This is a genomic window from Curtobacterium sp. AC272 (assembly GCF_979258155.1).
The window spans coordinates 3,184,654-3,201,036 of sequence record NZ_OZ409838.1; the positions used below are offsets into that span (position 1 = coordinate 3,184,654).

At 71.8% G+C, this 16,383-nt stretch carries 10 protein-coding genes and 1 pseudogene; 5 read left to right on the forward strand and 6 right to left on the reverse strand.

The features are described 5' to 3' along the window. Positions 1-219 precede the first annotated feature (219 nt). Positions 220-882, forward strand: a complete 663-nt coding sequence (locus ACZZ0J_RS16395; RefSeq protein ID WP_123340229.1) for a response regulator transcription factor — start codon at positions 220-222, stop codon at positions 880-882. Here ACZZ0J_RS16395 and ACZZ0J_RS16400 read toward each other — a convergent pair. The 3 genes from ACZZ0J_RS16400 to ACZZ0J_RS16410 all read right to left on the reverse strand — a co-directional run bounded on the left by ACZZ0J_RS16400 (position 775) and on the right by ACZZ0J_RS16410 (position 3,955). After that, complete coding sequence (locus ACZZ0J_RS16400; RefSeq protein WP_123671893.1) at positions 775-1,572, reverse strand: hypothetical protein; 798 nt, start codon at positions 1,570-1,572, stop codon at positions 775-777. The genes ACZZ0J_RS16395 and ACZZ0J_RS16400 overlap by 108 nt on opposite strands. Next, positions 1,572-2,588, reverse strand: a complete 1,017-nt coding sequence (locus ACZZ0J_RS16405; RefSeq protein WP_214547434.1) for a zinc-dependent alcohol dehydrogenase — start codon at positions 2,586-2,588, stop codon at positions 1,572-1,574. The genes ACZZ0J_RS16400 and ACZZ0J_RS16405 overlap by 1 nt, the downstream gene beginning before the upstream one ends. A gap of 266 nt (positions 2,589-2,854) precedes the next feature. After that, a complete protein-coding gene (locus ACZZ0J_RS16410; RefSeq protein ID WP_463437717.1) occupies positions 2,855-3,955 on the reverse strand; it encodes a VanZ family protein in 1,101 nt (366 codons plus the stop codon). Between the two features lie 57 nt (positions 3,956-4,012). Here ACZZ0J_RS16410 and ACZZ0J_RS16415 point away from each other — a divergent pair, with 57 nt between their 5' ends. From ACZZ0J_RS16415 to ACZZ0J_RS16430, 4 genes are all read left to right on the forward strand, one after another. After that, a complete protein-coding gene (locus ACZZ0J_RS16415; RefSeq protein ID WP_463437718.1) occupies positions 4,013-4,912 on the forward strand; it encodes a serine hydrolase domain-containing protein in 900 nt (299 codons plus the stop codon). Positions 4,913-5,003: 91 nt separating this feature from the next. Continuing rightward, positions 5,004-5,714, forward strand: a complete 711-nt coding sequence (gene mtnN / locus ACZZ0J_RS16420) for a 5'-methylthioadenosine/S-adenosylhomocysteine nucleosidase (protein WP_123340234.1) — start codon at positions 5,004-5,006, stop codon at positions 5,712-5,714. A 321-nt stretch (positions 5,715-6,035) separates the two neighbouring features. Next, entirely contained in the window at positions 6,036-8,021 is a 1,986-nt protein-coding gene (locus ACZZ0J_RS16425; RefSeq protein ID WP_463437719.1) for a potassium transporter Kup, read from the forward strand. Between the two features lie 173 nt (positions 8,022-8,194). Then, positions 8,195-11,287, forward strand: a complete 3,093-nt coding sequence (locus ACZZ0J_RS16430; protein ID WP_463437720.1) for a choice-of-anchor G family protein — start codon at positions 8,195-8,197, stop codon at positions 11,285-11,287. Positions 11,288-11,490: 203 nt separating this feature from the next. Here the strand turns inward: ACZZ0J_RS16430 and ACZZ0J_RS16435 are convergent. From ACZZ0J_RS16435 to ACZZ0J_RS16445, 3 genes and pseudogenes are all read right to left on the reverse strand, one after another. After that, positions 11,491-13,916, reverse strand: a pseudogene (locus ACZZ0J_RS16435) (excinuclease ABC subunit UvrA). A gap of 103 nt (positions 13,917-14,019) precedes the next feature. Next, on the reverse strand, positions 14,020-14,700 hold the full coding sequence (locus ACZZ0J_RS16440; protein WP_123353869.1) for a hypothetical protein: 681 nt from the start codon (positions 14,698-14,700) through the stop codon (positions 14,020-14,022). Between the two features lie 278 nt (positions 14,701-14,978). Further along, a complete protein-coding gene (locus ACZZ0J_RS16445; protein ID WP_463437721.1) occupies positions 14,979-16,364 on the reverse strand; it encodes an FAD-binding oxidoreductase in 1,386 nt (461 codons plus the stop codon). Positions 16,365-16,383 lie beyond the last annotated feature (19 nt).

Sequence of the window (16,383 nt, forward strand, 5' to 3'; positions counted from 1 at the left end):
CGACCGTCACCCTCGCCCGTGCCGGTGACGACCTGGTCCTCGAGGTCCGCAACCCCGCCGGCGGACCCCGGCGAGCGACCTCGTCGCAGGCCGGACCGGCGGGCTCGGCCTGGTCGGCATGCGCGAACGCGTCGCCGCCGTGGAGGGGTCCGTCCAGGCCGCGGCGGACGGCGTGCTGTTCGTCGTCCGCGTCCACCTGCCCACCGCGAACGGAGCACGATGACCACACGAGTGATCCTGGTCGACGACCAGGACATGATCCGACTGGGGCTCCGTGCGATCCTCGACCGGCAGGACGGCATCGAGGTCGTCGGCGAGGCCGCAGACGGGCTCGCCGCGGTGCAGACGGCGCTGTCGGTCCCGGCGGACGTCGTCATGATGGACATCCGGATGCCGGGCATCGACGGGGTCGAGGCGACCCGACGGATCCGCGCGGAACGCACCGCCGAGCAGGTGCGCATCGTCATGCTGACGACCTTCGACCAGGACGAACTCGTCTTCGCGGCGCTGCGTGCCGGGGCGAACGGGTTCCTCAGCAAGGCCGCGGGACCCGCAGAACTCGTCGCCGCGATCGAGGAGGTGGCAGCGGGCAGAGGGGCGCTGTCCGCGGCGGCCGCAGCGGCGCTCATCGGACAGGTCGCCCGCACCCCCGCGTCCTCCGTCGACCCGGAGATGACCCGGCGCTTCGAGGCCCTCACCGCTCGCGAGCGCGACGTCGTGGTGATGGTCAGCCGAGGTCGGGGCATCGACGCCATCAGCGCCGAGCTCTTCCTCTCACCACTCACGGTCAAGACCCACGTGAACCGGGCCATGGCGAAGGTCGACGCCCGCGACCGGGCCCAGCTCGTGGCGTTCGCGTTCCAGGCCGGCCTGGTCGACTGAGGTCGGCGCCGGCCCAGGCGCCGGCGCTTCCGGGAACCGTCGCAGCGCCATCGCGAGCCCGATCACCGCAGCCACACCGCCGAGGAACACCCCGCTCGCACCCGTGGACGCAGCAGCGTCCTCAGCGCTGCCCGCGAACGAGAGCAGGGCCGACTGGGTCAGCACGAGCAGGATCACCGCGGCGGCGACGTTCACGAGCTTCGTCGCCTCGACGAGTGGTTCCCCGTCCTTGCGTGCGGTCACCGCACCCCAGACCCCGATCCCCAGCTCCGCGAACGTCGCCGCCGCGATGACGATCGCCACCCACTTGTCGTAGTGCACGGGGTGCGCCCGCCCGACGAGCATCGGCACGCTGCACCCGACGAACACGATCGACATCGCGGTCACCGCACCCCCGATCCACCGGTGTCCGGCCTGCCGGAACCGCATCCGGTCGCCGTTCGCCGCGTCGAACGCGAACGACAGTCGGTGCCGACGGACGGCCCAGACCTTCGCGGCCGCGACCCCGAGCGTGAAGACCACGGTCGCGGCGAGGAACAACGAGGGAGCCGCCCAGAACAGGACGACCTTCCACCCCGCCATCACGAGGCTGCTCGGCACCGACAGCACGGCGAGCACGAGCCCGCGCCGCGGCCGGTCCCGCCACACCGTGACGGCGTACTGCACGGCGACCTTCCTCGTCAGGGGCATCAGTCGAACGTGACGACGACCTTGTCGGCCGCGCCCGGGGTCGCCGCCACCCGGAGGGCCTCGAGCACGTCGCTCGCCGGGAAGACGTCGCTGACGATCTGCGCGTACGCCTCGGGGTTCGCGATGATGTGCTCGGTGACGTCGAAGATCTCGGTCGGGTACCCCATCGCGGTCACGATCGTCGGCTCGACGGCCAGCAGGTCACCGAAGTCGACCTCCACGGGCCGCTTGTGCACGGCCACGACGCCGATCGTCGCGCGGTGCTTCGCCAGTCGCAACGCCGTCTGCACGGTGGCGGGGACCCCGGCGGCGTCGAGCCAGACGTCGGTGCCGGCCTTGCCACCGTGCCCGACGCCGTCTCGTGCTTCGCCGTGCAGGGCGATCAGGCGCTCGTCGAGCGGTTCCTCCGCCGAGTTCACGACCGCATCGGCCCCGACGAGCAGGGCCTTCTCGAGCCGCGAGGCGATCACGTCGACGACGACCACGTGCCCGACGCCGAGCGCCTTGTAGCTGATCACGGCGCCCAGCCCGATCGGGCCGGCACCGAACACGACGACCGTGTCGCCCGGTTGCGGCGCGGTCCGGTTCACGGCGTGCAGGGCGACCGCCATCGGCTCGTTGAGCGCGGCCACCTGCCAGGGCAGGTCCTTCGGGACCAAGGCGACGCTGGTGCCGAGCACGGCCTGCTCGACGAGCAGGAACTCGGAGAGCCCGCCCGTGGGGCCGCCGTTGCCGATGATCCCGCGTGGGTCGCCCATCGGGTTCACCACCACGTGGTCGCCGACGGCGATGCCCTCGACCGCGTCGCCGACGACGGCCACCTCTCCGGCGACCTCGTGTCCGAGTGGCGTGTGCCCTTCGCGCGGCGGGATGCCGCCGCGCGCGGCGTAGAAGGCGTCGGAGCCGCAGACCCCGCACGCCTTGACGGCGATCAGGACGTCGGCGGGGCCGACCTCGGGGACGGGCTCGTCGCGGATCTCGACGGATCCGGGGCCGGTGACGACGACGGTGCGCATGGTGCTCCTCACGGCACGAGCACGGGCGGCTCGGGACGGAACCATCTGACCAAGACGGCGACCGACGCACGTACTGCGATCGCAGTAGCGCCGGGTCATCGGACGGGAGGCACGTGGCGGGCCCGCCATGTGCCTCCCGTCCGCTCTGGTCGACGGATCGTGGCCGCCGTCAATGGCCCTCGGGGCCACCAGAAGGGGCGCATGCGTTCATCCCTGCTCTCGTTGGTAACAGTTACGACCGAAACAGAACCAAGGCCACGGACCTTCTACCGCTCCTCACTTGCTCTTGTCGGCTCGATGCGCTCGTCCACCACGTCCACCCGCGCCAGCACGTTCGCGAACCCGCGCCGCCCTCGGGTGGCGAACAGCCCGATGACGGCTGCGACGGCGAGAGCGAACGCCAGCAGGCCGGTGAAGGGCACCGCGGCGGCGGTGGCCGTCGCCCACCCGCCGGAGCCCGCGGCCCACCGCACCAGGCGCTGCCAGGCCGTCGGCCGCGGCTCCGGTCGGAGCCGGACGACCGCCTCGCCGAGCGTGCGCCCGGACGCGAGCACCACCACCAGCTGGACCGCCGGTGCGACGAAGGGCAGCGTGGCGAGCAGGACCCGCGCGAGCGTGGAGTTCAGGTCCTGCCCGGCGAGGGCGAACGACAAGCTCGTGATCGACACCAGCGCGCCGGTGGTCAGCACCATGGCGAGCAGGTCGCAGAACATCCCGAACCCGCGGCGCCAGATCGTCACCCGGCGGGGCAGGTCCGACGACGGCTCGCCCCGGTGCCGGACGAGCACCCAGAGCACGGGGGAGACCAGGGTCCCGACGAGCGCCCCGGTGGTGTTCGCGAGCAGGTCGTCGACGTCGAACAGCCGGTACGAGCACGGGTACAGGAACCAGTCGCCCGTCAGCTGCGTGCACTCGATGAGCAGCGACACCAGGAACCCGGCGACGGTCCCGACGATCACACCGGCCAGGAACCGTCCGTGCAGGAACACGTGCCGCACGAGCATGCCGAGGGGGACGAACAGGATGACGTTGAAGACCACCTGCGCCGCGGCCGGGTTCGCGAGCAGCGACCGGGGGCCGGAGAGCCCGCCCTCCTTCGCGATGTCCCCGACGAACGCGAACGGCGTCAGCTGCGGTCCGGAGGCGGCGCGACAGATCGCCGCGACCTCGCTGGTGTCGGGCAGGGGCAGGAGCGTGTACGTGACGAGGGCGAGCCCGTAGACGACCGTGGCGAACGCCAGCACCGCGTTGCCGACGCCGAGGGTGCCCCGGCGTCGGTACTGCAGCGCTGCCCACGGCACCAGTCCGGCGATGGCGATCGCGGACCCGACGAGCAGCGCGATGACGGCTGGTGTGGCGGAGGTCATCCCTCGACCCTAGAGAACCGTCGGGCACGAGGGCTGTGGCGCACGAGAAGATGGGGTGTGACCACCGCGACCAGCATCCTCGACGCGATCGTCCGCCACGTGGACGCGACCGGCTTCGGCGCCCACGGGCTGCACGTCCGCACCGGTGGCGACGGCGCCGCGGACGACGTCGCCGAGCACCGCTGGACGCCCGACGTGCGCGAGGAGATCCACTCCGCGGCGAAGGGCGTCTGCGTCCTCGCCACCGGGATCGCCGCCGACGAGGGCCTGGTGGACGTCGACGAACCGATCGCCGCTTCGCTGCCCGGGTTCGAGTTCGGCGACGGCGTCGACCAGGTCACCCTCCGGCACCTGCTCACGATGACGAGCGGGATCGACATGCCCTGGTCGGCGACGGAGCTGACCGACTGGCCGGACCTGGCGGCCGAGTTCCTGCGGCGGCCCTCGCGGGGTCGCGTGTTCCAGTACGCCAACGTCAGCACCTACACCGCCATGCGCGTGCTCGAGACCCGCGTCGGCGACGTCGGGTCGTTCGTGTCCCGACGGTTGTTCGATCCGCTCGGCATCGAGGACGTGGAGTGGTCACGCTGCGCGAACAGGTACGTCGCCGCCGGTGAAGGACTGGCGCTCCGGACCGCGGAACTCGCGCGCCTCGGTCGACTCATCCGCGACGGCGGCGTGGTCGACGGGGAACGCATCGTCAGCGCCCGCTGGTGCGACGCGATGCACTCCGACTGGGTCGAGCGTGAGGGGACCGGACCCGGGTACCACCGCTACGCGATGGCCGGCTGGGGCGGTCCGGGGAGACTGTGGCGGCTGCACGGCGCGTACGGGCAGATGCTGCTGTTCGACGACCACCCCGACGGCGACACCGTCGTCACGATCACCGCCGACGACCACTTCGGCGCCGACGCGATGGCCTCGTTCGTCGCCGAGGAGCTCGCCCGGCAGCGGTAACCGGCAGCGGTAACCGGCAGCCGCAGGCGGCGGCGGTCGCTGGCAGCCGTCGCTGGCAGCCGTCGCGTCCTCGCCGTGCGAGGATCGATCAGTGCAGGAACAGACGCCCGTCGCGATCATCATCGCGGCCATGAGCGAAGAGGTCTCCGCCTTCGCCGACCTGTTCGGCGGGGTCCCGATCCTCGACGGCCCCGTCGGAGGCCACGACCCGCACCAGCTGCTCGACATCGGCGGCGCCACCGTGGCCGTCCGCCGCAGCGGCATCGGCTTCACGAACGCGACGGCCGCCGTGGCACACGGCTTCCACGACTTCGGACCCGGCATCCCCGTGATCAGCGTCGGGACCGCCGGTGGCCTCATGCACGGCATCGCGATCGGTGACGTCGTCGTCGGCGATCGGTACGTCAACCTCAACGCGGACGCCACCGCGTTCGGCTACGCCCTCGGCCAGGTGCCCGGCATGCCGACCGGGTACGCCCCGGACGCCCGACTGGTCGAGCTGGCGATGGCCGCCGACATCGCCTGGCCGCTGCGCTCGGCGACGATCGGCTCGAGCGAGGTCTTCGTCACCGAGGGGCGCGCCCGGACGCTCCGCGGTGCCTTCCCCGACGTGGCCGCCGTCGACATGGAGTCGGCCGCCATCGCCCAGTTCGCCCACGTGCACGACATGCCGTTCGTGTCGGTCCGCTGCATCAGCGACCTCTGCGCTCCCGACGGTGCCGAGTTCCGCGAGCACCTGGACGGCGCCGCGGCGCGCGCCGCCCGCGTGGTCCACGACCTGGTGCGCGGCCTGCGTCCCTGAGACCCGGCCCCGGCGCACGTCGAGAGCCGCGGTGCTGCCCGCGAAAGCGACAAACCTGCGGCACGGGGCACCGTCCGGTCCGGCATCGCGACAGATCTCCGAGAACTGTTCGCGGCACGCTGTCGCTTTCGCGGATGTGGGCCGGGCCCACCGTCGGACGGGAGGCGCGGTGCGGGCCCGCCACGGGCCTCCCGTCCGCCCCCGGCGCACGTCGAGAGCCGCGGTGCGCACGCATGTGCGCCACCTGCGAGCGCATCCCGCGCACGGTGCGATGATGAGCGGCGGCCGTCGCCCGGACGGCCGGAGACGGAAGTGCCGAGCGTGACCGAGACCCGCTCCGAGACCCCGACGGAACCGTCGAAGCCGACGGACCAGACCACCCCCACGACCGAGGCCACCGACGACGGTGGCCACGGCCCGCGCAAGGGCGTCGCCGTCCTGGCGCTCGCCGCACTCGGTGTCGTGTTCGGCGACATCGGGACGAGTCCGCTCTACGCCCTGCGCACGGTGTTCACGATCGACGACGGCCTGGTGAAGGCCAACCAGGAAGACGTCTACGGCGTCATCTCGATGATGTTCTGGAGCATCACGATCATCGTCTCGATCAAGTACGTGCTGATCCTGATGCGCGCCGACAACGACGGCGAGGGCGGGGTGATGGCGCTCGCCGCCCTGGCCCGCAGGCTCTACGCGAAGCGTCGCGGTGGTGCGGTGATCTTCCTGGTGATCGGCATCGTCGGCGTCTCGCTCTTCTACGGCGACTCCGTGATCACCCCGGCCGTGTCGGTGCTGTCCGCGGTCGAGGGGCTCGGTACCGCGGCGCCGTCCGTCGAGCACCTGATCGTGCCGATCGCCGCGGTCATCCTGGTCGTGCTGTTCGCGGTGCAGCGCTTCGGCACCGGCAAGGTCGGCAACCTGTTCGGACCGGTGATGCTGCTCTGGTTCGTCGTGATCGCCGCCGCCGGCGTCCCGCACATCCTCGAGCACCCCGGCGTCCTGCAGGGGCTGTCGCCGACGTGGGCGATCTCGTTCACCTTCGCGCACCCGTACATCACGTTCGTGGCGATGGGTGCAGTGGTGCTCGTGATCACCGGTGCGGAGGCGCTCTACGCCGACATGGGGCACTTCGGACGGTCGCCGATCCTGAAGGCCTGGTTCTTCGTGGTGTTCCCGGCGCTCGTCCTCAACTACCTCGGGCAGGCGTCGCTGGTGCTGCGCGACCCGTCGGCCGCGAAGGACCCGTTCTTCCTGCTGTTCCCGGACGCGCTGCGGTTGCCGGTGGTGGTGCTGGCGACGCTCGCGACGGTGATCGCGAGCCAGGCCGTCATCTCCGGGGCGTTCTCGCTCACCCGTCAGGCCGTCCAGCTCGGGCTGCTGCCGCCGCTCACGATCCGGCAGACCTCGCGGCGGGAGAGCGGGCAGATCTACCTGCCCGCGGTCAACCTGCTGCTGTTCATCGGCGTCCTCGCGATCATGCTCGCGTTCCGGTCGTCAGCGAACCTGGCCACCGCGTACGGGGTGTCCGTCACCGGAGCCCTGGTCGTCGACACGCTCCTGCTCCTGCTCGTCGTCCGCCCGCTGTGGAAGTGGGCCACCTGGAAGCTCGTGGTCGCGGCGGTGGCGTTCGGCGGGCTCGAGCTGACCTTCCTCGCCGGCAACCTGTCGAAGATCATCCACGGTGGTTGGGTGCCGCTCCTCATCGCGCTGGCGGTGATCACGGTGATGACGACGTGGCGCCGTGGTCGGGCGCTCGTCCAGGAGGAACGCAAGGAGCGCGAAGGGTCGCTCGCCGAGTTCATCGACCGCATCAACCACGAGCACATCCCGCGGGTTCCCGGCGTGGCGGTCTTCCCGCACCCGAACAAGGAGACCACGCCGCTGGCGCTCCGGGCCAACGTCGAGCACAACCACGTGGTGCACCGGACCGTCCTGATCGTCTCGGTGCTCACCGCCAACGTGCCGCACGTCCCGCACGCGAAGGCGTTCTTCCGCGACGACCTCGGCTACGACGACGACGGCATCGACCACATCACGGTGAAGTTCGGGTTCTCGGACGACCAAGACCTGCCGAAGGCCCTGCACGCCGCCTGCCTGGCCGAGGTCCTGGACATCGACCCGGAGGAAGTGCTCCGGGCGTCCTACTTCATCTCCCGCGGAGCCCTCCGTCCGATGCCCGGCAACCGGGGGATGGTGGCCTGGCGCAAGAAGCTCTTCGTCGGACTCGCCCACAACGCCGCCGACCCCGCAGCACGCTTCGGTCTCCCCGCGCAGCGCACCGTGACGATGGGCAGCGACGTCGAGATCTGACCGCGTCGTGCACCGGCGTTCTGCATCGGCATCCGCATCCGCAGAGCGCAGGCCCCCGTTCGGGGGTGATGGTCTTGTGCGCCCGTTCAGGGTTACGCTCATCGGAACCACACCACAGCTGCAGGCAGCATCACCAACTGCCGGACCAGCACCAGGATCAGGAGCGAAGCCACATGAGGCTTGGAGTACTCGAGCGCGCCCAGAAAGACCCAGGGGCGTCCACTTCCACCCGATGGTCAGGCCGGAGCAAGGGCGTCGCGATCGTCACCGCAGCCCTCCTCGGCGCCGGCGGCAGCATCCTCGCCGCCGCCCCCGCGACGGCAGCGCCCGTCGCGTCGACCGGGCAGGGGCGCTTCCTCAGCGGCTCCGCGCTCGGGTTGAACCTCGACGACATCCTCACCGTGACCCCGGCGGACGCGGTCAACACCGGTGGGGCCACGGACACCGACGTCCACCCGCTCGACGTCACCGCGCTCAACGCGGTCAACGTCAACCTGGGCGGGGGCCTCAACCTGCTCGGGAACAACGGCATCCTCACCCTCGGTGCCGTCAACCAGTACGCCGCCGCCAACGCCGACGGCAGCTCCGTCGCCGCGTCCGGCGCGGTGACGAACACCGGCGGGATCGGCGTCGGCGGCCAGGACGGCGTCCCGCAGTCCAACGCCACGCTCGACCTGTCGGGTCTCATCGGGGCCGACCTGGCGGGCGCACTCGCGAACGCCCAGCTCCAGGTCGGCGCCGTCTCGGCCACCGCTGCGCAGGCAGCCGGCCCGGACGGTGCGCAGACGGGCGACTACGGCATCGCCGGACTCGACCTGTCGCTGACGAGCCCCGTGCTCGGCACCACCGTCTCCGGTCTCCGCACCACCCTCGGCACGCTCCAGCCGACGGTCGACGGCGTCGAGGACACCCTGAACGCGCTCGGCCCGCTCGTCCAGGTCCAGGGCCTGCCCGACCTCGTCACGGTGCTCGACTCGGCCACCGGCGACGTCACCAGCGCCGACGGCTCGATCACGGCGAACCTGCAGACCGGTGCGATCACGGTCGACGTCGCCGCAGTGCTGACGAACGCCGGCCTGGACATCAACAACCTGCCGGCGAACACCGAGCTGCTGCCGTACATCACGGAGGCACTCACGACCCAGCTCCTGCCGGCGGTCACCACCGCGCTGCAGGGCGTCGTGACCCAGCTCACGCAGTCGCTACGCGGGCTCACCGTCACGGTGGCCGGGCTCCCGCTGCCGATCGGTCAGCTCCTCGACGTCGTGAACCCCGTCATCGCGCAGGTCGTCGCCCCGATCAACCAGGTCGTCGCCGGCCTCGGTGAGACGGTCATCACGCCCCTCGCCAACGCCCTGACGACGGTCGTGTCGTTGCAGGCAAACGTGCAGGAGACCAGCGCCGACGGCGTCTTCACCCAGCGTGCCCTGCGCGTCGCACTGGTGCCGGCCGCCGGCACCGCCGTCGTCAACCTCGCCTCGGCTGCGGTCGGCCCGAACGCCGGTCCGCTCGCGGTCCCGACGATCACGTCGCTCGACCCGGACAACGGTCCGGTCGCCGGTGGCACGGTCGTCACCGTCACGGGCACGGGCTTCACGGACGACGCCACGGTGTCGGTCGACGGTTCCGACCCGATCGCGGCGGACTCCGTCTCCGACGACGGCACCGAGCTGACGTTCACGACGCCGGCGCACGTCGTCGGCACGGTCGACGTCACCGTCACGACGCCCGCCGGTGAATCCGACCCGCTCGACTTCACCTACACCGACGACGCGGCCGTGGTTCCGACGATCACGACGCTCGACCCGGACAACGGGCCGGTCGCCGGTGGCACGGTCGTCACCGTCACGGGGACGGGCTTCACGGACGACGCCACGGTGTCGGTCGACGGTTCCGACCCGATCGCGGCGGACTCCGTCTCCGACGACGGCACCGAGCTGACCTTCACCACGCCGGCGCACGACGCCGGGACGGTCGACGTCACGGTCACCACGCCTGCCGGCACCTCGGACCCGCTCGACTACACGTACAACCCGGCACCCGCAGCGGTGCCCACGCTCACGACGCTCGACCCCGACAACGGGCCGGTCGGCGGCGGCACGCTCGTCACCGTCACGGGCACCGGGTTCACCGACGACGCGACCGTCTCGGTCGACGGGTCCGACCCGATCGACCCGGAGTCGGTCTCCGACGACGGCACCGAGCTGACCTTCACCACGCCGGCGCACGTCGCCGGTCCCGTCGACGTGACGGTCACGACCGACGCCGGGACCTCGGACCCGCTGACGTACACCTACAACCCGGCACCCGCCGGGGCCCCGACGCTGACGGCGCTGGACCCCGACAACGGTCCGGTCACCGGTGGCACGGTCATCACGGTCTCCGGCACGGGCTTCACCGACGACTCGACGGTCTCGGTGGACGGTTCCGACCCGATCACGCCGGACAGTGTGTCTGACGACGGCACCGAGCTGACGTTCACGACGCCGTCGCACACCGCCGGTGCGGTCCCCGTGACCGTCACCAACGGCTCCGGCACCTCGGCGCCGCTGCTGTACACGTACAACCCGGCTCCGGCCGCGGTCCCGACGATCTCCGCGCTGGACCCCGACAACGGTCCGGCTGCGGGCGGCACGGTCGTGACCGTCACGGGCACCGGCTTCACCGACGACTCCACGGTCTCGGTGGACGGCTCCGACCCGATCACTCCGGACAGCGTGTCGGCGGACGGCACGACGCTCACCTTCACGACCCCGGCGCACGCTGCCGGTGACGTCGAGGTCACGGTGACGACCCCGGGTGGCACGTCCGACCCGCTGGTCTACACCTACAACCCCGCGTCGACCACGACGACCCCGCCGCCGGTGATCACCTCGCCGACGGACGGCGGCACCGTCACGACGCCCAACCCGCCGATCACCGGTACCGGTCAGCCCGGCGCGACCGTCACGGTCACCGACGGCACGGTCATCGTCTGCACCGCGGTCGTCGCGGCAGACGGTACCTGGAAGTGCACCCCGATCGTCGGCTTCGGCCCGGGAACGGTGACCATCACCGCCACCCAGACCGGCGCAGACGGCACCTCGGCGGCGTCCGACCCGGTGACGTTCACCGTCCGCCTGGCAACCGCCGGCGCCGGTGGGACCGGCCCGAACGGGACGCTCGCCTACACCGGCAGCGACCCGGCCCCGGTGATCGCCTTCGCGATCCTGCTGATGCTCGCGGGCGTCGGGCTCACCATCGCCCGCCGATTCCGTCGGGCCTAGTCCGCACCACCAGCAGCGCCCGTCGGTATCCGTCCCGGCGGGCGCTGCTGCGTGCGTGCGTGCGAGCGCGGTGCATGCGTGCGCATCATGCGACACGGCACCGGTTGATCGACGCGTGGAACGTCGGAACATGCGCACGCACGGTGCGGACGGGAGGCGCGGTGCCAGCCCGTCACGGGCCTCCCGTCCGCAAGTGGGCGCGATCAGTGCCCGAGCTGCTCCCGCAGGTACGGCGCGGTCCGGCTCTCGGCGGACGCCGCGACCTCGGCGGGGGTGCCGGTGGCGACGACGCGGCCGCCGTCCTCGCCGCCGGAGGGCCCCATGTCGATGACGTGGTCCGCACTCGCGACGACGTCCATGGCGTGCTCGACCACGACGACGGTGTTGCCGGCGTCGGTGAGGCGCGCGAGCTGTGCGGTCAGCAGCTCGACGTCGGCGGGGTGCAGGCCCGTCGTCGGTTCGTCGAGCAGGTAGAGCGTGTGCCCGGTGCGCGCGCGTTGCAGTTCGGTCGCGAGCTTGATGCGCTGGGCCTCGCCGCCGGACAGCTCCGGTGCGGGCTGTCCGAGTCGCAGGTAGCCGAGGCCCACCTGGCGCAGGGCCTCGAGCCCTCGGGCGGCGGCCGGCAGCGACGCCAGGAAGGGCGCGGCCTGGTCGACGGTCATGCCCAGGACGTCGGCGATCGACGCCCCGTCCCACTGCACCTCGAGCGTCTCGTCGTTGTAGCGCGCACCGTGGCACTCCGGGCAGGGCGCCCAGCTGCCCGGCAGGAACAGGAGCTCGACGGACACCGAGCCCTCGCCCTGGCACACCTCGCACCGGCCGCCGGCCACGTTGAACGAGAAGCGGCTGGCGGTCCAGCCGCGGGCCTTCGCGTCGTCGGTCGCGGCGAACGCGGCACGCACGGCGTCGAAGAGCCCGGTGTAGGTGGCGAGGTTCGAACGCGGGGTCCGGCCGATCGGCTTCTGGTCGACCTGCACGACGCGGTCGACGAGCGGGTGCGACGTCGCGACGCCGGGCAGGACCCCGCCGACGAGCGACGACTTGCCGGAGCCGCTGACGCCCGTGACCGCGGTGAGCACCCCGAGCGGCAGGTCGACGTCCAGGTCCTGCAGGTTGTGCAGGGTGAGGTCGCGCAGTTCGAGGGTCCCGACGGGGGTCCGGACGGTGCGCTCGCCGTCGGCACGGTCGCGCGGGTGCAGGAACCGTCGGGTGACCGATGCCTCGACGTCGGCGAGGCCGTCGACGGGGCCGCTGTACAGGACGGTGCCCCCGCCGGACCCGGCACCCGGGCCGACGTCGACGATCCAGTCGGCCCGCCGCACGATGCTCATGTCGTGCTCGACGACGAAGACGCTGTTGCCGCCGGCGCGCAGGTCGTCGAGGACCTCGACCAGGGACTCGGCGTCGGCCGGGTGCAGGCCGGCGCTCGGTTCGTCGAGCACGTAGACGACACCGAACAGGCCGGAGCGCAGTTGTGTCGCGATGCGCAGGCGCTGCGTCTCGCCGGGGGAGAGCGTCGGGGTGGCCCGGTCGAGCGCGAGGTACCCGAGGCCCAGGCCGACGAGCACCTCGACCCGGGTGAGCAGGTCGTGTGAGATCGCGACCGCGACCTCGGTGTGCTCGCCGGAGGAGGCGCGTGCGGTGGCAGCGCCGGCGTCCGTGATGGTGGCGATCGGGCGCAGGACGTCGGCCAGCGCCGTGAGCGGCAGGCCGTTCAGGTCGGCGATCGAGTGGCCGCCGACCGTCACCGCGAGCGCGGCCCGGGTCAGGCCGGTGCCGCCGCAGAGGCCGCACGGACCCGACTCGACGAACTGCAGCACCTTGGTCCGCTGGGTCTCGCTCTGCGAGTCGGCGAGGGTGTGCATCACGAACTGGCGTGCGCTCCAGAACCGCCCCTTGTACGGCTTCGCCACGCGGTCGCGCTTCGGGTGGACCTGGACCACCGGCTGCTCCTCGGTGAACAGCAACCAGTCGCGGTCCTGTCGGGAGAGCTCACGCCACGGCACGTCGATGTCGTAGCCGAGCACCGCCGTGACGTCGCGCAGGTTCTTGCCCTGCCACGCCCCGGGCCACGCCGTGATCGCGCCGTCGCGGATGCTCAACGACGGGTCGTGCACGGCCGAGGCCTCGGTGACCTCGTGGGCGATGCCGAGTCCGTGGCACCGCGGGCAGGCCCCGGCCACGGTGTTCGGCGAGAACGAGTCGGATTCGAGCCGGTCGGCCCCGGACGGGTAGGTGCCGGCGCGGGAGAACAGCATGCGCATCGAGTTCGACAGGGTCGTCAACGTGCCGACGGTCGAACGGCTGCTCGAGCACCGCGGCGCTGCTGCAGGGCCACGGCAGGCGGCAACCCGGTGATCGAGTCGACGTGCGGCGTCGAGCCCTGCGCGATGAGCCGTCGGGCGTAGGGAGCGACGGACTCGAGGAAGCGGCGCTGTGCCTCGGCGAACACCGTGCCGAACGCGAGCGAGGACTTGCCGGAGCCGGAGACGCCGGTGAAGGCGACGATGCGGTTGCGCGGGATGTCCACGTCGACGTCCTGCAGGTTGTGCTCACGGGCGCCGCGGACGCGGATGAAGTCGTCGGGCCCCGGTTGGTCGTCGGTCACGGTCGAGCGGGGAGCGGGCATCTGCTCGATGGTAGGCGGGTGCTGCTGAACGTGGTGAAGGGCCGTCCCGGTTGCCCGGGGCGGCCCTTCACGTGTGGTGCGGTGGTGCGTGTGGTGCGGGGTGTTACTTGATCTGTGCGGTGATGGTGGCGGTGCCGACGAGGAGGCCGCGCTTGACGGCGTCGGTGCCGAAGGTCTTGTTCAGCAGGCCGGCGGCGTCCTCGGAGACGTGGACGGTGGTGCCGGTCAGGATGGCGTTGTCGCCCTCGAGCTGGAGGGGCTTGAGGGAACCGCCCCAGAGCTCGAACAGGTACGCGTTGGACGCGGCGACCTTGCCGTTGACCAGGACGTCACCGTAGAGCTTGGAGGAGCCCGGGTTCACGACGAAGTTCTCGAGCGTGACGGTGGTGTCGCCGGCCTTCAGGGTCAGGCCGGAGTCGTCGTGGTTGAGCAGGCCCTGCACGTAGGGCTTGTAGTTGCCGTCCGGCGACCAGTACGTGACCGACCCGGCGGTGATCGGGAACGACACCGACCCGTCGGCCAGGGTTGCGTCCCCGGAGACGCCGGGGGTGAGCTTGAGGGCGGTGAGGGCGTCGGTGAAGCCGGAGTCGAGCTTCACGGCGGTGGAACCACCGAGGACCTCGGGGACCGAGGCGACGGGTGCGGGGATCTTCGACGACGACGACGAGACCGTGTGGATCGCGGGGGTCGAGGCCTGTGCGGAGGAGATGCCGAACGCGGCACCGCCGAGCACGAGGGCGCCGGTCGTGGCGAGGGTGATGGAGGTCTTCAGGCTCTTGCGCATGGTGAACATTCCTTTGCTGAGGTGTCGCGCTCGGCGCGGCTGCTGTGTGCGCGCCGAACACACCCTGGTGCAGGGTGGAGAACCAGCAATGTGCGGCTGGTGAGCGCTCCGGGTGGTTCCCGGTCTGTGCAGGTGATTCGGGGGCCTCCGGCAAAAGGTTTGGACCGATCTGTCCTCGTTACCGGTCTGTGACCTTCGTGCCCTGGACGCGACCAGCGGACGGACGGGAGGCCCGGTGCCAGCTGGCACCGGGCCTCCCGTCCGTCGTCGACGTGCGTTCAGAACGCCTTGCCGGGATTCAGGGTCCCCGCCGGGTCCAGGGCGTCCTTGACGGCACGGTGCATCGCGAGGACCCGCTCGCCCAGCTCCTGCCGCAGGCCGGGCAGCTTGAGCAGGCCGACGCCGTGCTCTCCCGTGACGGTGCCGCCGAGTGCCAGGCAGTCCGCGACGATCTGGTCGAACGCCTGCTTCGCGCGGGCCTTCGCGGCGTCGTCGCCCTCGGGAGCGATGATCAGCGGGTGCAGGTTGCCGTCGCCGGCGTGCGCGATGTTCGCGATGGTGACGTCGTGCGCGGCCGCGGTCGACTGGATCCGTCGGAGCATCTCGGGCACCGCGCTGCGGGGCACGCAGATGTCCTCGGTGAGCACCGGGCCGAGCCGCTCGAGTGCCGGGTACGCCAGTCGCCGTGCCTGAAACAGCCGGTCGATGTCGTCGGGGTCCGTGGCGCGCTCGACGTCGGTGCCGCCGGCCTGCGCGAAGACGGCCGCGACCTGGTCGGCGAGCTCGTCCCCCGCGGCACCGCGCTCGTCGACCCGGGCCAGCAGCAGGGTGTCGACGTCGGACGGCAGCCCGAGGTGCATCCAGTCGTCGACGGCCCGCAGACAGGTCCGGTCCACGATCTCGAGTGCGGCGGGGATGATCCCGGCACGCGAGATCGCGGCGACGGCGTCCCCGGCGGCGCTGAGCGAGGGGAAGTAGCCGATCACGGCGCGTTCGTCGCGTCCGGCCAGGGGGAGCAGCTTGACGGTGACCGACACGACGATGCCGAGCGTGCCCTCCGAGCCCACCATCAGGCCGGCCAGGTCGTACCCAGCGACGCCCTTCGCCGTGCGGCGTCCGAGCTCCACCACGGAACCGTCGGCCAGCACGACGGTCATCCCGAGCACGTAGTCGCGGGTGACGCCGTACTTCACGCAGCAGATCCCGCCGGCGTTCGTCGCGACGTTGCCGCCGATCGTCGAGATGGCCGAGCTCGCCGGGTCCGGCGGGTACCAGAGTCCGTGTTCCGCGACGGCAGCCCGCAGTGCGTCGTTGATCACACCGGGCTGGGCGACGGCGTAGCGCTCGTCGGTGTTCACCTCGAGCACGGCGTCCATCAGCTCGAGGGACAGGACGACCGATCCGGCCATCGCGTTCGCCCCGCCGGACAGCCCGGTCCCGGCGCCGCGCGGCACGACCCGCACGCCGGCGGCTGCCGCCCACCGGACGGTGGCGACGACGTCGTCGGTGCTGCGTGCGAGGACGACGGCGAGCGGTGCCGTGGAGTCGGCCCACTCGGCGTCGTCGTGGCGGTACCGCTCGAGCGACGCCGGGTCGCGGAGGACCTGGTCCGGCGCGAGCAGGTCGTCGAGGTCGGCGGTGTCGACGGCGTGACTGACGGTCATCGGTTCGGGGGTCCTTCCG